The sequence below is a fragment of the Nocardiopsis sp. MT53 genome, from assembly GCF_019598965.1.
Classification (GTDB): Bacteria; Actinomycetota; Actinomycetes; order Streptosporangiales; family Streptosporangiaceae; genus Nocardiopsis; species Nocardiopsis changdeensis.
The window spans coordinates 5,033,777-5,052,635 of record NZ_CP080599.1; the positions used below are offsets into that span (position 1 = coordinate 5,033,777).

Below are 18,859 nucleotides of genomic sequence, written 5' to 3' on the forward strand. Positions count from 1 at the left end.
CGCCCGCACCGACGACAGCACCGAAGACAGGAGATCCCGTGAACCTCGCACCCGACGTCATCGCGCGCATCGAAGCGGCCGTCGACGACGCCTTCGAAGCCCAGCTGGCCTTCACACAGGAACTCGTGCGCCACCCCTCCCTGCGCACCCGGGAGTCCTCCGCGCAGGACCTGATGTACGAGGCCATGGCGAGCAGGGGGCTGGCCATGGACCGCTGGGAACTCGACCCCGAGGAGATCGCCGCCCACCCGGGTGCCGGAAAGATCAAGGTCTCCTACGAGGGCGTCGAGAACGTGGTGGGCACGTACACCCCGGCCGAGGGCGGCGGCCGCTCGCTCATCCTCAACGGCCACATCGACGTCGTCCCCGAAGGCCCCCTGGAGGAGTGGTCCCGGTCGCCCTGGGACGCCCCGATCATCGACGGCTGGCTCTACGGCCGGGGCAGCGGCGACATGAAGGCGGGGCTGGCGGCCAACCTGTTCGCCTACGACGCCGTGCGGGCGGCGGGCTTCGCGCCCGCCGGACGCATCCACTTCCAGTCGGTGGCCGAGGAGGAGTGCACCGGCAACGGCGCGCTCGCGACGATCCAGCGCGGGTACACCGCCGACGCCGTGCTGATCCCCGAACCCGAGGAGGACATGCTCGTCCGCGCCAACGTCGGTGTCATCTGGTTCACGGTCCGCGTCGCGGGGCACCCCACCCACCCCAGGGAGATGTCGGCGGGGTTCAACGCGATCGACGCGGCGCACCACGTGATGGGCCGGCTGCGCGGGCTCGAACAGCGCTGGAACGACGAGAAGGGGCGGCACCCCTACTTCGAGGACCTGGACCACCCGATCAACTTCAACCTCGGCGGGATCACCGGCGGCGACTGGCCGTCCAGCGTCCCGGCCTGGTGCGAGCTCCAGGTCCGGGCGGCGATCTACCCCGGGGTGAGCGCCGACGACGCCTGGGAGCAGATCCAGGGGGTGCTGCGCGACACCACCACCGACGACGCGGGCCACCCCATCGTGGCCGTGGGCGAGCGGACCGGCTTCTACGCCCAGGGGTACGTCCTGCCCGAGGGCACGGACGCCGAGAACGTGCTGCGCAGCGCCCACGAGGCCGTCTTCAAGGACGAGCTGCGCACCTTCACCACCCCCGGCTACCTCGACGGGCGTGTCTACGCCCTGTACCAGGGGATCCCGGCGCTGGTCTACGGGCCGGTCTCCGAGGCCATCCACGGGTACGACGAGCGCGTGGACGTCGAGTCCGTGCGGCGGATCACCAAGTCCATCGCCCTGTTCATCGCCCAGTGGTGCGGTCTCGCCGAGACCCCCTGACCGCACCCGGCCGGGATCAGGCGAACCGGTGCGGGACCAGCGCGGCGACACGGCGCGCGGTGCCGGGCGGGCCGTGCGGGGTGGCGGCGCCGGTGGGGCCGAGCCGGAGGAGCCGGCAGAGCGCTACCAGGCGGCGGAACCCGCGCACCCGCCCGGCCTCTCCGGACTCCAGGTCGAGCCGGGCCGGCAGGGCGTCGTGGGCCAGGGCGCCGGGGCCCAGGGCGCCGTGGGCCGGGCACCGTGAGGCCATCGCGGACCGTGTCCACCGTCGGGTGGGACGGCGGGACGGGCGGTCCGCCGCCCGGTCGGCGCCGGGGTCAGGCGGGGTCTTCGGGGCGCGCCGGCCGGTCCGGTCCTTCGGCCGGGTCCCGGCCGGGCCCGGTGCGCGCACGGCCCGCGGCGATGAGGCCCAGGGCCGCGGTCGGGACCAGGGTGAGCGCGATGACGGCCGTGCCGACCGCGGCCGGTCCGTCGAGCCCGAGCGGCGAGGCCAGGGCGGCCCCCGCCACCGGGGTGACGGCGGCGGTGCCGAGGTTGAACGCGGCGACGCTCAGCGCGGACCCCAGCGACGCCGCCCTCCCGGCGAAGCGCACGGCGAGGTGGATGAGCACGCCGTTCGCGCTGAGCCCGAACAGCCCGAGCAGCGCGATCAGGACGACCATCGCCCAGGACGAGCCGGAGAACACGAGGATCGAGGCCATCAGCACGGTCGACACGGCAGGGGTCGCGATCGTCACCGCGTGCGGGCGCCCGTCGCCCAGGCGCCCGGCGACGAGGGTGCCGACGAACGAGCCGACGCCGAAGACGGTGAGCACCAGGGGCACGGCCGCGGCGGGCACGCCGGACCGGTCGGTCAGGACGGGCGCGATGAAGGAGTAGACCGCGAGGACGCCGCCGCTGGTGGTGGCGCAGGCGGCCAGGACGAGCCACAGCCGGACGGACAGGAGCCCGGCCAGGTCCGCGACGAAGGACGTCCTCTCCCCGCCGGCGGGCTCGTCGCGGGGGACCGACCGCAGGACGAGGACGGTGACGAGCGCCGCGGCGGCCGCCAGGGCCCAGAAGGTTCCGCGCCACCCGGCCAGCTGGGCGATGTACGCCCCGGCCGGAACGCCGAGGACGGTCGCCAGGGAGCCCCCGGCGCCCACGACGCTGACGGCACGGGAACCCAGCGCGGGACCGGCGGCGCGGCTCGCGACCACGGCGGACACGGCCCAGAACGCGCCGGTGGCCAGGCCCGTGAGGAACCGGGCGACCATGATCTGGTCGACGTCGGAGACCAGTGCCACCCGGATGTGCCCGGCGACGAAGACCCCGAGCGCCAGGATCAGCGTCAGCCGCTGGGAGAGCCGGGCCGTGAGCATCGTGATGAGCGGTGCTCCGACGATCATGCCCACGGCGAAGACCGTGATGAACGACCCGACCCGCGCGGGGGAGACGCCGAGGTCCGCGGCGATGTCGGGGAGTATCCCGGCGACGACGAACTCGGTGGTGAGCATCAGGAACGTGCCCACGGCGAGGACGTGGACGACGAGGGGGAGGCGCCTGCGTCCGGGTGCCGTCCGGTCGGTGGAGCCGCCGGGACGGGAAGCCGGGAGGGCTTCGGTCTGCATGGGTGAACCTCGCATGGCGTCGTGGTGCATGGGATCGCGGTGTGCGCCGGCCGCCGTCGCGGTGGCCGGTGCGGTGGCCGGGGTGTCCGCGCTCCGGCCGCGGGGCGCGGTCGGAGCGGGATGAGCGGGCCGAGGGCCCGCGGGCGGTGGCGGGACACCGTGAGGTCCCGCGGTCGGCCACCCCTCCACGACACCACGCCCGCCGCGGGCGGGGGAGACCCGCCCGGTGGGGGTACCGCCAGGGACTCCCTCGTGACGGGGACGGCCGCCTACCGTTGGAGACATGGACAACCGAGCAGAGGTCCGCGAGTTCCTCACCACCCGGCGGGAGAAGGTCACCCCCGACGACGTGGGGCTGCCCGCGGGCACGAACCGGCGGGTGGCGGGGCTGCGCCGCAGTGAGGTCGCGACCCTGGCCGGCGTGAGCGTCGAGTACTACACGAAGCTGGAGCGCGGGGCGATCAGCGGTGCGTCCCCGGAGGTCCTGGACAGCATCGCCAGGGCGCTGCGGCTGGACGACGCCGAGCGGGCCCACCTGTTCGACCTGGCACACGCCGCGAGCCCGGTGGCTCGGCCCCCGCGCCGGCGGAGCACGAAGTGCTGGCGGCCCCACCCGAGCCTGCAGTGGACGCTGGACGCGGTCACCGCCGGGCCCGCGTTCGTCCGCAACGGCCGCATGGACCTGCTCGCGGCCAACGCGCTGGCCCGGGCGTTCTACAGGGACACCTACGCCATGCCCGGGCAGCCGCCGAACATCGCCCGGTTCACCTTCCTCGACGGGCGCGCCCGCGAGTTCTACCCGGACTGGGACGCGTTCGCCGAGATCACCGTCTCGATCCTGCGCACCGAGGCGGGCCGCGACCCGCACAACAAGGAGCTGCACGACCTGGTCGGGGAGCTCTCCACCCGCAGCGACGAGTTCCGGCGCCTGTGGGGCGCGCACAACGTGAGGCACCACGGCACCGGGTTCAAGACGTTCCACCACCCGGTCGTCGGCGAGATGACGCTGGCCTACGAGGGGCTGAACATGGAGGCCGAACCCGGCCTGACGCTGACGGTCTACGCCGCCGAGCCGGGCTCGCCGTCGGCCGAGCGCATGCAGCTGCTCGCCTCGTGGGCGGCCGGCGAGGAGGACGCGCAGCCCCCGGCGGCCGCGGACGAGCACCGCTCGAAGCCCCGCACCTGACGGGCGCCGCCCGTGTCCCTCCGGCCGGGCCTCGCGCGGACCGCGCGCCCACCCGGATGCCGACCCGGAGGGACGCCGACCGGAGCGGTGCCGTCGGCCGCGTGCGGGACCGGCCGTTCGCGCGCGGGCGCCGTGCGGTGCGCGCACCGGGCGCGCCCCGGGGCACGGCCGTCCGGCACGCCCCGCGGGAGGCGCCGGGCGGAGGACCGGACCCGCCGCAGCCCCCCTTGACGGCGGTGAGACCATATCGGTGAGATGACCGAGAACAGAGCGTGCCGCCCGCTGCGCGCCGGGGTGTTCACCCTGGTGTGCGCGAGCCTGTCCGCTCACGGGCACGCGCTCTCCTCCGGTCACGACGTCCCGCTCCTGGGCCTGCTCCTGGGTGCGGCGGTCGTCTTCGCCATGGCCTGGGCGGCCACCGGCCGGCGCCAGGGTTGGGCCGCCCTCACCGGGTGGATGCTGTGGGGCCAGTTCGCCCTGCACGTGGCGTTCAGCTACGTCGGGTCGTTCGGCGTGCCGCACACCGCGTCGCACTCCGGCCAGGTCGTCGCCGAGGCGGCGGCGCCCGCCTGGACGATGATCGGGATGCACGTGCTCTCGGCCCTGGTCAGCGCCTGGTGGCTGCGCCGGGGGGAGAACGCCCTGTTCTCCTTCCTGCGCTTCATGGCGCTCACCTTCCTCCCGCTGCTGCTGGTGCTGGGCGCCCTGCCCGCGCCGCGCGGCCCGGTCGCCCCCCGCCCGCGGAGCGCCGACGCGCCCGCCCGCATCCGCCTGCCCTACCTGCGGCACAGTCTCATCCTGCGGGGACCGCCGGTCCCGTCCGTCGCCTGAGACCCCGCGTTCGCCCCGTGCGCCGGAACGCCGGGGCACGGCCGCCCGTGCCGTGACCCGCCCTCCGCCGTGCGGTCCCGGCACCCCCGCCGCTTTCTCCGCCGTGTCGGGAGGACCGTCGAACGCGCCGTCCGGGCGTCCGCCGATCCTCCCCTTCCGGGGCGTGCCGCCCGAGCGGCCGCCCCCTCGACGAGTACGCGCGCACCCGGGCCGGCTCCCGGCCCGGCGACCGCGCGGACGGCGACAGAAAGAACGGACATGCTCTCCCTCTGTGAGGCCGCCTCCGCCGTGCCCTTCGACGGGACCGCCCGCCCCGAGGGCTCCGCCCGCCCCGACGTGGCCGCGCACGGCGAACTGACCGTGCTGGCCATGCGCGCCAAAGAAGGCACCCGCGAGGCGCTGGAATCCCTCTTCGAGCTCACCCGCGACGACGTGGTGCGCTTCATCGCCCGCCGGGTCGACCCCGCGTGGGTGGACGACCTGACCCAGGAGACCTTCTCTCGCGCCCTGCGCGGCCTGGCCCACTACGCGGGACGCGCCCCGGTGCGCTCCTGGCTGTTCTCGGTGGCGCGCCACACCGTGGCCGACCGCTACCGGCTCCAGGGCCGGACCCCGCGCCACAGCACCGTGGACGAGTGCGCCGAGACCGGGGCGCTCGCGGAGCCGGGCCGGTTCGACGAGTACCTCGCCCTGCTGGACCTGCTGGACGCCCTCCCCGAGGACCGCAGGACGGCCTTCGTGCTGACCCAGCTCCAGGGGATGCCCTACGCCGAGGCGGCCGAGGCCATCGGCGCCCCCATCGGCACCGTGCGCTCCCGTGTGGCGCGCGGCCGCCGCGACCTGCTCCGGATGCTGCGCCAGGCGGCCTGACCCCGCCCCGGGCGGGACCGCGCCGCCGTCCCGCCCCACCCGGGCCCTGCCCCTCCCCGCCCCGGTCGACCGGCGACCGGGCCCCGACCATGGAACGAGAACGATGACTTCCCGCACGCGCCCGACGCGCGCCCTGACCGCCGCGCTCTGCGCCGCCGTACTGGCCGCGGCCACCGCCTGCTCCCCGGCCGACCCCGTCGCGGAGGCCGGGTACTACCTCGACCTGTCCGACGACCCCATGGCGGCCTCGGCCGTCGAGCTGGCGACCGTCGACGGTGAGCCCTGGGGGTTCACCGACGTCGCCGACGACCGGCTGACCCTGCTCTTCTTCGGCTACACCAGCTGCCCCGACGTGTGCCCCATGACCATGGCCGAGATCGACCTCGCCCTGGGCCAGGCCCGGGACGCCGCCGACTCCTACGACGTCGTCATGGTCAGCACCGACCCCGGACGCGACACCGACGAGCAGCTGCGCTCGTGGCTGGACCGCTTCGACCCCGCCTTCCAGGGGGTGCGCGGGGACATCGACGCCACCGTCGAGGCCGGCCGCGACTACGGGATCGCCATCGACCCGCCGCAGGAGACCGACGGGCAGTACCTGGTCACCCACGGCGGGCGCATCGTGGTCCTGCTGCCCGGCGGGGAGGCGGCGGGCATGTTCGACGAGGGCACCGAGGCCGACGAGATCGCCGCCCTGCTCCCGGCCCTCGCGGACACGCTGCTGTGAAACGCCGCACCGACACCGGGACCGGAACCGGGGCCGCCGGCGGCACCGGGGGCGGGCTCGCCCGGCGCGACCTGCTCACGGCCGCGGCGGCGGCCGGGGCCGCCGGCCTCGCCACCGGTGCGGCGGCCGCCCACGCCGCCGCCGCGCCCCGGGACACCGGGGAGCCCGACCCCGCACTCGCCCCCGCCCGCTCCCGGGCGGGGGCCCGCGGCGGCCTGCCCCCGGCACTGCTGACACCCACACCGTCGCAGGTCCACCTGGTCGCCGTGGACCTGCGGGCCGACCCCGGGGCCCCGGCCCGCGAGGCCGCGCGCCGGGTGCTGCGGATCTGGAGCCGGGAGGCCGCCGCCCTGCACGAACACGGGCTGGCGGCCCTCGTCGAGGGCGCACCCTCCCAGGGGCTGCGGCCCGCCTCGCTCGGCGTGACCCTCGGCCTGGGGGCCTCCCTGCTCGCCGCGGTGGGGCTGGCCGACCGGGTGCCGCCGCACCTGGAGGACCTGCCCGCCTTCGCCGCCGACCACCTGGAACCGGCCTGGTGCGGCGGGGACCTGCTGCTCCACGTCGGGGCCGAGGACCCGGTCGTGCTGTCCTCCGCCGTGGGGCACCTGCTCGGCGCGGTCGCGGCCGACGTGAGGGTGCGCTGGTCCCTGGCCGGGTTCCATCGCTCCGCCGCGGCGGCCGACGACCCGTCGGCCACCCCGCGCAACCTCATGGGGCAGATCGACGGCACGGTCAACCCGCGCCCGTCCGACGCCCTGTTCGGCCCCCAGGTCCTGGCCGCGCACCCCGAGCCCGCCCTGGCGTGGATGGACGGCGGCGCCTACCTCGTCGTCCGCCGCATCCGGATGCTCCTCGACGACTGGTTCGCGCTGGACCCGCGCGACCGCGAGGCCGTCATCGGACGCCGCCTGGATACCGGGGCGCCTCTGGGCGGAGCGGCCGAGGACGACCGACCCGACCTGGCCGCGACGGGGGACGACGGTTCCCCCGCCATCCCCCTCGACGCCCACATCAGGCTGGCCGCCCCGGAGAACACGCTGGGCGCCCGGATGCTGCGCCGCGGCTTCTCCTACGACCAGGGCTGGGACGCCCGGGGGCGGCGCCGGGCCGGGCTGCTCTTCACGGCCTGGCAGGCCGACCCCCGCACGGGGTTCACCCCCGTGCAGCGGGCCCTGGACGAGGGGGGCGACGCCCTCGGCCCGTTCATCCGGCACGAGGGCAGCGCCCTGTTCGCGGTCCCGCCGGTGCGCGGGGGCGCCCCGTGGACCGCGCACGACCTGCTCGGCGGGTGAGGGCGCGCACCGGCGGGAACCCGGGCGGCTCTGGAGACGACTCCTGGGATGGGCCGCCCGCCCCGCCCGGCCGCACGCCCACGGCCATGACCACGGTCACGAACGCGCCCGCGAGCGTGACCACGACCGCGACCACGAGGAGACCCGAGCACCATGCCGTCCCCGCGCGCCTCGCGCACCCCGCACGTCCCGTGCGTCCCGCACTCTCCGCATGTCCCGAACCCCCAGCACACCCCACCCGCCTCGTGCGTCTCGGATGTCCCGCACGTCTCGCACATCCCGGAGGTCTCGCACGCCATGCGCGTCCTGAATGATCCGCACGTCCCGTGTGTCCCGGATGCCCCGCGCGCCTGGCCCGCCCCGCAGGCCCCGAGCGTCCGGCAGGTCTCGCGGGTCCCGGATACCCCGCAGGCCCCGCGCACTCCGCGCGTTCCGCGGGCTCTGCGTTCTGTCGGCGTTTCCGCGGCGCTGGCCGCCGCGCTGCTGTTCGCCACGGCCTGTGGGGCCGCCGAGGCGCCCACGGCCGCCGAAGCCTCACCGGAGGCATCGCGCGGCCACGCGGTGGCGGGGGACCTGGAGGTCTCGGGCGCGTGGGTGCCCGAGCCCGCCAACCCCGAGGTCGCGGTGCTGTACCTGGAGGTGGCCAACGCCGCCGCCCGGGACGCGGCGATCACGGGCGTGTCCACCGACGCCTCGCCCGACGCCGACCTGTGCAGCACCGAGACCACGGACTCCGGGGCGTCCGGGATGCGGGTGGTGGAGGAGATCCCCGTGGCCGCCGGGGGAGCCACCGCCCTGGTGGACGGCGGCTACCACATCATGCTCAACGACCTCCCCGAGCCCCTGGAGGTGGGGGACGGGGTGGAGGTCACCCTCACCTTCGACGGCGACCGCGAAGCGGTGTTCACCGCCCCGGTGGAGCCCATGACCGCCGGGAGCGCCCCCGAGGCCGATCACGGCGGACACCACTGAGCCCTCGGCCGCCCGCACGGGCGCGCCCGGCGGCGGGTGCGCCCGTGCGGCCGTTCACCGGGCGTCCGACCCGACGGCCGGGGCCTCCCGCACCCTTCCTCCGGGATCCGCGGAGTCCGGGCGGCTCCTGCGCGCCCGCCACCCCAGGAGGACGTCCACGGCGAGGAACACCGCCAGGGACACCCCCAGCAGCGGCACCGCCCAGCCGGTCACCACCAGGACGGCGACCACCCCGGCCTTCCACGGCCAGGGCAGCGACCGGAAGGACCCGCGCGGGTAGGGGCGGCCCACCCCCAGGGCCCGGCCCCGGGTCGGCCGCCGCTGCCACCACATCCGGTACCCCCAGAGGACGACCGCGACCAGCCCGCCGGCGACGGCGGTGAGCACGATCTGGTTGGGCACCCCGAACAGCACGCCCATGTGCGCGTCGATGCCCCACCGGCTCAGCTTGGCCATGAGCGGGTAGTCGGAGAAGCGGACCACGTCGACCACCTCCCCGGTGTCGGCGGCGATCGCCGCGGAGTCCACGCTCGTCGGCCAGGACCGGTCGACCTGGGTCACCGTGTAGGGGGCCGCGGGGTCCTTCGGGAAGGAGACCTCGACGAGCCCGTCCAGGCCGGCCTCCCGGGCGCTCGCCAGCACCGTGTCGACGCCGACGTCCACACCGGGGGTGGCGTTCGGGGTCTCCACCGAGACGGCGGGGGTGGTCCAGGACAGCCGTTCGCGCAGGTCGGAGATGTTCGCCCCGGCATATTGCGACCAGGTCATGCCCGTGGCGGACAGGAACAGCAGACCCGCCAGCAGCCACAGCCCGGTCGCCCCGTGCACGGACACCGACCGGGAGCGGCCGGGCGCGGTGCCCGCGCCGGGGACCAGCAGGCGGCGGGCGCCCCCGCGCCCGCGCCGGCGCAGCGCCGCCGACACCCACAGGGCGGCCCCGCCCAGGGCGACCGCCCACAGCCAGCTCGCCGCCAGTTCGCTGTACAGGCGGCCCGCGTCGCCCAGGTGCAGGTTGCGGTGCAGCATGTCCACCCAGGTCCGCGCCGGCAGCGCGCCGCTGGTGCCGTAGGTCTCCATCACCCCCAGCACCTCGCCGTCGTAGGGGTCGACGAAGACCGTCGTCCGGTGGCTCTCGGACGACGCGGGCAGGTCGAAGAGGACCCGGGTGGAGTCCCGTTCCCCGGTGGCCGGGCGGACCGCGCCGGGTTCGGCGCCCGAGAGCTCCGCGCGGGCGATGCGCACCTGCTCGTGCAGGGGCAGGTGCTCCCCGCCCGGTTCGACGTAGAGCTGCTCGGCGTGCACCGCCTGTTCGAGCTGCGGCGTCCACACGTACAGCAGCCCGGAGACGGCGGCCACCAGGATGAACGGGGCGACGAACACCCCGGCGTAGAAGTGCAGGCGCAGGATCAGCGGGCGCAGCGCCGCCCAGGCGCCGCGGGTCCCGTCGGGCCGGTCCGGTGCGGGGGCGTCCGGTGCGGGGGTGTCCGGTCGTGGGTCCACGTGATCGTTCTCCTCGGAACGGTCCGCCGGGCGCGGTACCCGGCGGTCTCTCCCCCCTGTGGTCGTCGGCGGGGCCGCCCGGGTTCCCGCGGGGCGGCGATGGGCGCGCCGGCCTCGGCGGTGCCGCCGGGCACCGCCCGGACGGGCAGGGGCGGAGGGGAACCGGGGCGGCCGGAGCCCGTTCCGCGGCCGTCCGGGCCGCTTCCGGCGGACCGGGGCCTCAGGCGGAGGGCTCCTTCTCGACCGCGGGCCCGCCTGCCCCGGCGGACGCGGGCACCTCCGGCGCGGCCCCGTCCACCGTGGTCGCCCTGACCAGGGTCTCGGGCAGGTACCGGATGCCGATGACACCGATGAGGCTGAGCACGACCAGGTAGCCCGCCACCAGCCACGGGGTCCCCCCGCCCACGGACACCAGCCAGGTGGCCACCATGGGGGCGGTGCCCCCGGCGACGGCCGCGGGGATCTCCCGGGACAGGGCGATCCCGCTCCAGCGCATGCGGGTGGGGAAGATCTCGGCGATCATCGCCGCCGAGACGCCGATGGTGGCCCCCTGGATCACCGCCAGGCCCAGGATGAGCCCCAGGGCCACCAGCAGCGAGTTCTCGGTCTGGTAGAGCATGAACATCGGGAAGGCGAAGACCGTGCCGAACACGGCCGCGCCCATCAGCAGGGGCTTGCGGCCGATCCGGTCCGCGAGGGCGCCCGAGGCCAGGGTCGCCGGGATGGTGAGCAGCATGGCGGCGAGCAGGCCGATCAGCGCGTGCGTGGGGTTCACGCCCAGGGTCCCGGTGGTGTACGAGACGGAGAAGGTCTGGACGATGTACACCCACGGCAGGGCGAAGACGAAGAGGGCCATCCCGGCCAGCAGGAACCGCCAGTGGCCGCGCACCGCCTCCACCAGGGGCGCGCGCCCCTGGGCGTCCTCCTCGGCGGCCTCGAAGGCGGCGGTCTCCTTCACCCGGAACCGGAAGTACAGCGCGATGCCGATGATCACCACACTGGCCAGGAACGGCACGCGCCAGCCCCAGGCGATGAAGGCCTCGTCGGACATCACACCGGTCAGGACCGCGAAGGTGCTCGTGGCCAGGGCCATGCCCACGTAGACGGAGGCACCCGGGAACCCTGCGGTGAAGGCGCGCCTGCCCGTGCCCGCGGACTCGCTGGCCATGGTCATGGCCCCGGCGAACTCCGCGCCCGCGCCGGCGCCCTGGAAGACCCGGAGCACGATCAGCAGGACCGGAGCCCACAGCCCGATCGAGTCGTAGGTGGGCAGGAAGCCGATGAGCGTTGTGGCGCCGCCCATGATCAGCAGGGTGAACAGCAGGGTCCCCTTGCGGCCGATCCTGTCTCCGTAGTGCGCGAGCAGCAGGCCGCCGAAGGGGCGGGCCAGGAAGCCCACGGCGAAGGTGGCGAAGGCGCCCAGGGTGCCGGCGAGGTCGCTGCCGCCGAAGAAGAGCGGCGCGAAGACCAGGGCCGCGGCGAGTCCGTACAGGGTGAAGTCGTACCACTCGATGACGGTGCCCACCGAACTTCCGATGACGGCCCGCCGCCGTTGCCGGCGGGAATCCAAACCAGCACGATCGATGTCGTGTGAGACGGCCATACCACTTCTCCCTTGCGCCTGCCGGATCGTCCCGGCGGGGCCGCGGCGCGCTGACCGGGTGCCGCCGCCCGTCCGGACGTCGACTCACGTTAGTGTCGGGCGTCACACGCGTGATATGTGTCTTTGATACATCCGCCCGCTCTTTTCATGAGCTCTCATCCCACCGGGGTGCTCCGGGAGGTCGTCGTGGGACAGCGAACAGAGGCCGGACCGCCCCTCGGCGGACCGCCCCCGGGTCGGGGCGAGGCGCTGGCCGCACTCGTCTCCGCGGTCACCGGCTCCGGGAGCGCGTCCGACGCCGAGCGCGCCCTGGCCTCCCTCGGCCTGGAACCGGGGGAGGTCCGCGACCTCTCCGAGAAGATCGCCCTGGGACGGCGCGAACTGGTGCGCCTGCGCCGCCGCGAGTACGAGCTGGGGGTGCTGTTCTCCAGCGCCCGGGAGCTCGCCGCCGAACGGGACGGCGAGGCGCTGCTGGAGAAGATCGTCGACCGGGCCCACCAGATGATGGGCAGCGACCTGACCTACCTCTCGGAGTACGACCCCGCGACCCGGGAGCTGTTCGTCCGCACGACCATCGGCTCGGTCTCCCCGGACTTCCGGGCGCTGCGGGTACCGCCGGGCAAGGGCCTGGCGAGCCTCGTGGTGGAACGGGGCGCGGCCATGTCGGTGACCAGGTACGCGGAGTTCGAGACCGGCCGCCACGAGGCCGGGATCGACGCGGCGGTGGCGGCGGAGGGCATCGTCTCCATGCTCGGCGTCCCCATGCTGGCGGACGACGAGGTCCTCGGGGTGCTCTTCGTCGCCACCCGCGCCGAGCACGCGTTCACGCCGGAGGACACCGCCCTGCTGACCGCGCTGGCCGACCACGCCTCGGTGGTGCTGCAGACCGCGCGCATGCTGCGCAGCCTCCAGCGCGCAGAGGACGAATCCCGGCGGGCGCTCTCGCGCCTGACCGAGCACATGATCCAGCGGGACCGGGCCCACGCCGTGCACCGGAAACTGGTGGAGGCGGTGCTGACCGGCGGGGACTTCGGCACTGTGGCGGCCACGCTCTCCGACGAGCTGGCGCGGCCCGTGGCGCTGGCCGACCGGGCGGGGGGCCTCCTGGCCCGGGCGGGGAGCGGTCTGGAGCGGCCCGGCGCGCTCCGGGACGAGGCGCTGCTCGGAGCGGTGCGCCGCAGCGCGGAGTCGGGCCGCCTGGTCCCCCTGGAGGACGGGGGCCCCGTGGACGGGGTGGTCGCGTTCGCCGCGGGGGAGCGGCACCTGGGCACCGTGTTCCTGGGGAGGGGCGGCTTCGCCCTCAGCGACGTGGACGCGCGCACCGTCGAGCGCGCGGCCCAGGTGTGCGCCCTGCTGCTCCTGTCCCAGGAGGCCGTGGCCGAGACGGAGTACCGCGTGCACGGCGAGCTCATCGCCGACCTGCTCTCGCCTGACCCCGAGCGCAGGCGGGACGCCATGGCCCGGGGCCGCCAGCGGGGCATGGACGCCGCCGACCTCACCTCGCTGCTGGCGTTCTCCGTGCCGGCCGGGCAGCGCGGCCGCGCCGTCCGTCTGGCGGCCAAGGCCGCGCCCGCGCCGTCCCTGGCGGGGGAGCACCAGGGCCTCGTCATCGTTCTGGGCAGGCCCGGGCTGCGCGACCGGGCCGAGGAGATCCGGCGCGGACTCGCCCACCTCCTGGAGGGCGAGGTGCTCGGCGTGCTCCCGGCCCCCGGGGAGCCGAGCGCACAGTTCCCCCTGGTCAAGAAGACCGTGAAGCTGTTGGAGGCGCTCAGGGTCTCCGACGCCCTGGTCGAGACGGGCGACTACCTCCCCTACGCCGCCGTCTTCGACGCCGACGCCCCCGCCATGGAGGACTTCCTGCACCGGACCCTGGGACGGGTCAAGAGCTACGACGCCGAACGCGGGACGGAGCTGCTGCGGACCCTGCGGGCCTTCGTCCACCACGGGGCCAGCCCCACCCGGGCCGCCCGCGCCCTCAACTTCCACGTCAACACGATCCTCCAGCGGCTCGAACGGCTCGACCGCGTCCTGGGTTCCGGGTGGCGCGACGACGAGGACTACTTCAGGCTCACCCTGGCGGTGCGCATGGACGAGTTGCGGGAACGGCTCGTCGGCGGTGCCGAGGAGACCTGGCGTGGAGCCTCGGCACAGTGAATCGCCCTCTTGCTGTGCCCTTCCACCATGCGTCGGCTCACACGGCGACCCTAGGCTCACCACCGAGTATGAGAACGGTGCCCGGACCGACCTCCGGACGCCGTGTACCAGGAGGTGGATCCTTGCCGGTCAACAGTCGTATCCCCAAGCTCCGCGAGCTCGGCGTCCGGGACCGCCGGGCCAGGATCGCCGAGCACGCCGGCGTGGACCCCGCGGCCTTCGACCCGGAGAACGGCATCGGCCCCGAGCAGGCCGACCAGATGATCGAGAACGCCGTCGGTGTCTTCGGTGTACCGCTGGGCGTCGCCACCAACCTGACCGTCAACGGCCGCGACTACCTCGTCCCCATGGCGATCGAGGAGCCGAGCGTGGTGGCGGCCGCCTCCAACGCGGCGCGGATGGCCCGCGGGCGGGGAGGCCTGCGGGCCTCCACCACGGGGCCGGTGATGATCGCCCAGATCCAGATCGTGGACGTCCCCAACCCCGAGGCCGCCCGCTTCCGGATCCTGGAGGCCCGGGAGGAGATCATCGCGCGGGCGAACGAGCAGGACCCCGTGCTGGTGGACCTGGGGGGCGGGGCCCGGGCCGTGGAGGCCCGCGCGGTCCCCACCGCTTCGGGGACCCACCTCGTCGTGCACCTGGCCGTGGACGTCCGCGACGCCATGGGCGCCAACGCCGTCAACACGATGGCCGAGGCGCTGGCCCCCCGGCTGGCGGAACTCGCCGGCGGCCGCCCCCTGCTGCGCATCCTCAGCAACAAGGCGGACCGCAGGCTCGTGCGGGTCCGCGGCGAGTTCGACGCCGGGCTGCTGGGCGGGCCCCGGGTGGTGGACGACATCGTCCTGGCGAGCGACTTCGCCGCCGCCGACCCCTACCGGGCCGCCACGCACAACAAGGGCATCATGAACGGCATCTCCGCCGTCGTCCTCGCCACCGGCAACGACACCCGCGCCGTCGAGGCCGGGTGCCACGCCCACGCCGCCAGGGACGGCCGCTACACGGCCCTGTCGCGCTTCGAGAAGAACGGCGCCGGGAACCTGGTGGGGACCCTGGAGGTGCCCATGGCCGTCGGCCTGGTGGGCGGCGCCACCCGCGCCCACCCCACCGCCCGGGCCGCGATCGCCCTCCTGGGGGTGGACACGGCCGTCGAGCTCGGCGAGGTCATCGCGGCCGTGGGCCTGGTGCAGAACCTGGCCGCCTGCCGGGCCCTGGCCGCCGAGGGGATCCAGCGCGGCCACATGGCCCTGCACGCCCGCACCCTCGCCGTCTCGGCCGGGGCGGCGGGCGCGGAGATCTCGGAGGTGGCCGCCCGGATGGTGGCCGCGGGGCGGATCCGGGAGGAGTACGCCCGCGAGGTCCTCGGCGACCTCCGGGGCGCCCCCGCATGAGCGGGGCGCGGCCGCGACCGTATGAGCGGGGCACACCCCGGACGCCCGAGGGACGCACGACCGCATGAGCGGCGCACGACACGTTCCGCGGACCGCACCGCGGTCCGCGGGACCACAGGGAGTGAGACCTTTTGAACACCACACCGGAGTCCACGGACCGGCCCGGAGGCGGCGCGCTCGACGGGATCGTCGTGCTCGACCTCTCCCGGGTGCTGGCCGGGCCCTACGCGGCCCAGACCCTCGCCGACATGGGTGCCACGGTCATCAAGATCGAGAACCCCGAGGACCCCGACGTCTCCCGCGGGTTCCCCCCGTACCTGAGGACGGGGGAGGACGCCGACGGCGGGCCCGCGCAGGAGTTCAGCGGGTACTACGGCCAGTACAACCGCGGCAAGCTGGGGCTGACCGTCAACCTCGCCCACGAGGAGGGCAGGCAGGTCCTCAAGGACCTCGTGGCCGGCGCGGACGTGCTGGTGGAGAACTTCCGGCCCGGGACCATGGAGAAGCTCGGCGTCGGCTACGACGTGCTCCGGGAGATCAACCCCAGACTCGTCTACACCGCCATCTCCGGGTACGGCCACACCGGCTCCCGGAGCCGCCGCCCGGCGTTCGACAGCACGGCCCAGGCGGCGGGCGGGATCTGGTCCATGAACGGGTTCCCCGGCATGCCCCCGGTCCGCGTGGGGGTCACCATCGGCGACCTCTCTGCCTCGCTCTTCGCCGTCATCGGCACCCTGGCCGCGATCCGGCACGTCGAGCGCGGCGGGGAGGGCCAGAAGGTCGACGTCGCCCAGGTGGACAGCATCATCGCGCTGACCGAGACGGCCGTGGTCGACTACACCGTCGACGGCAGGGTCCCCGAGCCCGCGGGCAACGAGCACGCGTGGGTGCGGCCGTACGAGCTCTTCGACTGCGCCGACGGGCAGGTGTTCTTCGCCGGGTACACGGACAAGCTGTGGCGGGCCGGCTGCGAGCTGTTCGGCACCCCCGAGGCCACCGAGGACCCCGAGATCGACACCATGCGCAAGCGCTTCGACAAGGAGGTCTACGACAGGAAGGTCAAGCCCCTGATCGCCTCCTGGTTCCGCGACCGGACCCGGGCCGAGCTGGAGGAGCTCGCCGGGGACGTCGTCCCGCTGACCGCGCTGCGCACCATCGCCGACGTCGTCGAGGACCCCGGGACGGCGGAGCGGGAGATGGTCGTCGAAGCGGACTACGGGGAGCTGGGCCCGCTGCGGATGTTCGGCCAGCCGATCAAGCTGAGCGCCACCCCCGCCGACCCGGCCAGGACGGCCAACCGCGTCGGGGAGCACACCGACCGGGTGCTGGCCGACTTCGCCGGCTACGCGCCGGAGGAGATCGCCCGCCTGAAGAAGGGGGGAGCGGTCTGATGGGCGGCGCGGCCCCCACCCGCACCCAGCGCGTGGACACCGTTCCCGCGGAGGACTACCGGGGCACCTTCGCCCCGTGGCTCCCGAGCCCGGTCCCGGGCGACCCCCTGCCCCCGGGCTGGGAGGGGCTGTACTTCCCCTTCGCCACGGGAATGGACGGGCTGCGCCCGGACGGCACCCCGTTGGGGGACGCGCCGCCCGGGATCGACCTGCCGCGCCGGATGTACGCGGGCGAGGACACCGTCTTCCACCGCCCGATCCGGTTCGGGGACACCGTCGAGCAGAGGGTGCGCCAGGGCCGGGTCACGGAGAAGAGAGGCCGGAGCGGGCGGCTGGTCTTCGCCGACCTCGAACGGGAGTACCTCGTGGACGGGGAGCTCGCCGTCCGCAGCACCTGGCACGACGTGTTCCTGGAGCAGGACGCGCCCCCGCCGCCGGTCCGCCGGGCCGACCCGGCGGGGGACCGGTTCCACCGGCTCACCCCGGACTCCCGGCACCTCTTCCGGTTCTCCGCGATCACCTTCAACACCCACCGCGTGCACTACGACCGGGACTGGGCGCAGCGGGTGGAGGGGCTGGAGGACCTGCTCGTGCACGGCCCGCTCACCCGGCTGCTGATGCTGGACGCCGTCATGGCGGGTGGCGGTCCGGGCAGGACGCCCGCTCGCTGCTCGTTCACCGCGACGGCCCCGCTCTTCGTCGACCGGGAGATCACGGTGGGCGTCACGGACGGGGAGGACACCGCCCGCGCGGTGGCGGTGGCCGACGACGGTCGTCTCGCCGCCGAGGCGACCGTCCACTGGTGAGGCCGACGGCGGTGTCCGGTACCGGGCCGGGGCTTGGCCTGCGGGTCCCCGGCCCGGACACCGCCGTCGGCAGGAGGGCCCGCGCCCTCCGGGTGTCCCATGCGCTCGAGCGTGTTCCACCCCGGGGCTTGTTCTCCTTCTCCCATCACCGGTTCCCGCCCCGGGCCGAGGCGGTGCCGGAGCGGCTCGGCCCGGTGCAGGCGTGCGGGCGGACAGGCGTCCCGGTCGTCGAAGACCGACGGCGAAGGCCCCCTCCGGAAAGAACGACCGGGCCGTGGCCAGGCTGCGGGCGCGTTCCATGATCCGCTCCAGCGAACGGACGCGGTCGGGACCGGCGGGCATGGTCGCGCGCACCGAGCGGTAGTCGGTGAGGATGAGCCCTGCGGCTTCGAGGAGGGTGCGGGGGTGTCCGGTCGTGGGTCCACGTGATCGTTCTCCTCGGAACGGTCCGCCGGGCGCGGTACCCGGCGGTCTCTCCCCCTGTGGTCGTCGGCGGGGCCGCCCGGGTTCCCGCGGGGCTTCGGTGCCGCTCGCCGCGCGCCCGCTTCTCAGCGGAGGAGTGGGAAGACGACCGCCGCGACGGCCGCGCCGAGCACCGCCCCCACGACGGCCTGCGCCGGCGTGTGGTCCCGGAGGCGGACCCGGGACCAGCCGATGACCGCGACGACCGGTACCGCGACCGCCGTCGGCGCGCCGTAGGTGAGCATGAGGACGACGGAGACCCCGCCGGCCACGGCGGTGTGGAAGGAGATCTTCCACGTCAACGTGATCGCCAGTGTGATCACCAGTGCGATCAGCATGGCGGCGACGAGCGCGAACAGCTCCCGCGGCGCGTCCAGCGACACGAGCGTCGCGACACCCAGGGACACGCACGCGATGACCATCAGGAGGGGGACGAACCGCTGGCGGCGCTCCCGTACATGGCGGTCGGTCCACCAGCCGAACCGGACACCGAGGATGAGGACCGTGTAGGGGATGACGCCGCAGAACAGCGCGGCGAGGAGGCCCCAGCCCAGACCGGCGATGCTCCGGGTGTCGTACCACCCGACCGCAAGCAGGACGGCGACCACGAGGACACCGGGCGTGAACACCTCGGTGACGGCTCGGGCCGCCCGGTCCGCGGCCGTGGGGGTGTGGGCCTCGTCGAGCGCGGTCACAGCGGTTCCTCTGTTCTGTCGGCGTCGTGGGCGGCGGACGGGTGTCCGCG

Annotated in this window: 16 protein-coding genes; 11 read left to right on the forward strand and 5 right to left on the reverse strand. The window is 75.0% G+C overall.

Annotation, left to right across the window (positions count from 1 at the left end; all coding sequences use genetic code 11):
• The first annotated feature begins 38 nt into the window (after window positions 1-38).
• Entirely contained in the window at window positions 39-1,322 is a 1,284-nt protein-coding gene (locus K1J57_RS22230; protein ID WP_220560540.1) for an ArgE/DapE family deacylase, read from the forward strand.
• Between the two features lie 16 nt (window positions 1,323-1,338).
• Here K1J57_RS22230 and K1J57_RS22235 read toward each other — a convergent pair whose 3' ends face one another.
• Together K1J57_RS22235 and K1J57_RS22240 are read right to left on the reverse strand one after the other, a co-directional pair.
• Complete coding sequence (locus K1J57_RS22235) at window positions 1,339-1,572, reverse strand: hypothetical protein (RefSeq protein ID WP_220560541.1); 234 nt, start codon at window positions 1,570-1,572, stop codon at window positions 1,339-1,341.
• Between the two features lie 67 nt (window positions 1,573-1,639).
• Window positions 1,640-2,932 carry an MFS transporter gene (locus K1J57_RS22240; protein ID WP_255646501.1) on the reverse strand — a complete coding sequence of 431 codons (1,293 nt, stop codon included), beginning with the start codon at window positions 2,930-2,932 and terminating at the stop codon, window positions 1,640-1,642.
• Between the two features lie 283 nt (window positions 2,933-3,215).
• On the opposite strand from K1J57_RS22240, the gene K1J57_RS22245 reads away from it, so the two are divergent.
• The 6 genes from K1J57_RS22245 (at window position 3,216) to K1J57_RS22270 (ending at window position 8,810) form a co-directional block, all read left to right on the forward strand.
• Window positions 3,216-4,118, forward strand: coding sequence for a helix-turn-helix transcriptional regulator (locus K1J57_RS22245; protein ID WP_220560542.1), 903 nt, complete (start codon window positions 3,216-3,218; stop codon window positions 4,116-4,118).
• Window positions 4,119-4,373: 255 nt separating this feature from the next.
• Window positions 4,374-4,949 carry a hypothetical protein gene (locus tag K1J57_RS22250; protein WP_220560543.1) on the forward strand — a complete coding sequence of 192 codons (576 nt, stop codon included), beginning with the start codon at window positions 4,374-4,376 and terminating at the stop codon, window positions 4,947-4,949.
• 258 nt (window positions 4,950-5,207) lie between these two features.
• The gene (locus tag K1J57_RS22255; RefSeq protein ID WP_220560544.1) at window positions 5,208-5,819 is read left to right on the forward strand and encodes an RNA polymerase sigma factor; all 612 of its coding nucleotides are present in this window, start codon (window positions 5,208-5,210) and stop codon (window positions 5,817-5,819) included.
• 103 nt (window positions 5,820-5,922) lie between these two features.
• Window positions 5,923-6,546 carry an SCO family protein gene (locus tag K1J57_RS22260; protein WP_220560545.1) on the forward strand — a complete coding sequence of 208 codons (624 nt, stop codon included), beginning with the start codon at window positions 5,923-5,925 and terminating at the stop codon, window positions 6,544-6,546.
• Window positions 6,543-7,838, forward strand: a complete 1,296-nt coding sequence (locus K1J57_RS22265; protein WP_220560546.1) for a Dyp-type peroxidase — start codon at window positions 6,543-6,545, stop codon at window positions 7,836-7,838. The genes K1J57_RS22260 and K1J57_RS22265 overlap by 4 nt, the downstream gene beginning before the upstream one ends.
• 297 nt (window positions 7,839-8,135) lie before the next feature.
• A complete protein-coding gene (locus tag K1J57_RS22270) occupies window positions 8,136-8,810 on the forward strand; it encodes a copper chaperone PCu(A)C (protein WP_220560547.1) in 675 nt (224 codons plus the stop codon).
• 54 nt (window positions 8,811-8,864) lie between these two features.
• Here the strand turns inward: K1J57_RS22270 and K1J57_RS22275 are convergent, their stop codons facing one another.
• On the reverse strand, window positions 8,865-10,310 hold the full coding sequence (locus tag K1J57_RS22275) for a PepSY domain-containing protein (RefSeq protein ID WP_220560549.1): 1,446 nt from the start codon (window positions 10,308-10,310) through the stop codon (window positions 8,865-8,867).
• A 220-nt stretch (window positions 10,311-10,530) separates the two neighbouring features.
• Window positions 10,531-11,835 carry an MFS transporter gene (locus K1J57_RS22280; protein WP_220560550.1) on the reverse strand — a complete coding sequence of 435 codons (1,305 nt, stop codon included), beginning with the start codon at window positions 11,833-11,835 and terminating at the stop codon, window positions 10,531-10,533.
• Window positions 11,836-12,099: 264 nt separating this feature from the next.
• On the opposite strand from K1J57_RS22280, the gene K1J57_RS22285 reads away from it, so the two are divergent.
• The 4 genes from K1J57_RS22285 (at window position 12,100) to K1J57_RS22300 (ending at window position 17,652) form a co-directional block, all read left to right on the forward strand.
• Complete coding sequence (locus K1J57_RS22285) at window positions 12,100-14,067, forward strand: GAF domain-containing protein (RefSeq protein WP_220560551.1); 1,968 nt, start codon at window positions 12,100-12,102, stop codon at window positions 14,065-14,067.
• A gap of 122 nt (window positions 14,068-14,189) precedes the next feature.
• The gene (locus K1J57_RS22290; RefSeq protein ID WP_220560552.1) at window positions 14,190-15,455 is read left to right on the forward strand and encodes a hydroxymethylglutaryl-CoA reductase, degradative; all 1,266 of its coding nucleotides are present in this window, start codon (window positions 14,190-14,192) and stop codon (window positions 15,453-15,455) included.
• A gap of 131 nt (window positions 15,456-15,586) precedes the next feature.
• Window positions 15,587-16,846, forward strand: coding sequence for a CaiB/BaiF CoA-transferase family protein (locus K1J57_RS22295; protein ID WP_220560553.1), 1,260 nt, complete (start codon window positions 15,587-15,589; stop codon window positions 16,844-16,846).
• Window positions 16,846-17,652, forward strand: coding sequence for a MaoC family dehydratase N-terminal domain-containing protein (locus K1J57_RS22300; protein ID WP_220560554.1), 807 nt, complete (start codon window positions 16,846-16,848; stop codon window positions 17,650-17,652). Before K1J57_RS22295 ends, K1J57_RS22300 begins: the two co-directional genes overlap by 1 nt.
• Window positions 17,653-18,200: 548 nt before the next feature.
• On the opposite strand, the gene K1J57_RS22305 is transcribed toward K1J57_RS22300, so the two are convergent.
• Window positions 18,201-18,809 (reverse strand): hypothetical protein, encoded by a 609-nt coding sequence (locus K1J57_RS22305; RefSeq protein WP_220560555.1) that lies wholly within the window; start codon window positions 18,807-18,809, stop codon window positions 18,201-18,203.
• Between the last annotated feature and the right edge of the window lie 50 nt (window positions 18,810-18,859).

Excerpts from the sequence above, each read along its gene's own strand:
- K1J57_RS22240 (WP_255646501.1), bottom strand. The coding sequence starts at position 2,932 with ATGCAGACCGAAGCCCTCCCGGCTTCCCGTCCCGGCGGCTCCACCGAC.
- K1J57_RS22300 (WP_220560554.1), top strand. The coding sequence starts at position 16,846 with ATGGGCGGCGCGGCCCCCACCCGCACCCAGCGCGTGGACACCGTTCCC.
- K1J57_RS22255 (WP_220560544.1), top strand. The coding sequence starts at position 5,208 with ATGCTCTCCCTCTGTGAGGCCGCCTCCGCCGTGCCCTTCGACGGGACC.
- K1J57_RS22250 (WP_220560543.1), top strand. The coding sequence starts at position 4,374 with ATGACCGAGAACAGAGCGTGCCGCCCGCTGCGCGCCGGGGTGTTCACC.
- K1J57_RS22235 (WP_220560541.1), bottom strand. The coding sequence starts at position 1,572 with ATGGCCTCACGGTGCCCGGCCCACGGCGCCCTGGGCCCCGGCGCCCTG.
- K1J57_RS22270 (WP_220560547.1), top strand. The coding sequence starts at position 8,136 with ATGCGCGTCCTGAATGATCCGCACGTCCCGTGTGTCCCGGATGCCCCG.
- K1J57_RS22245 (WP_220560542.1), top strand. The coding sequence starts at position 3,216 with ATGGACAACCGAGCAGAGGTCCGCGAGTTCCTCACCACCCGGCGGGAG.
- K1J57_RS22260 (WP_220560545.1), top strand. The coding sequence starts at position 5,923 with ATGACTTCCCGCACGCGCCCGACGCGCGCCCTGACCGCCGCGCTCTGC.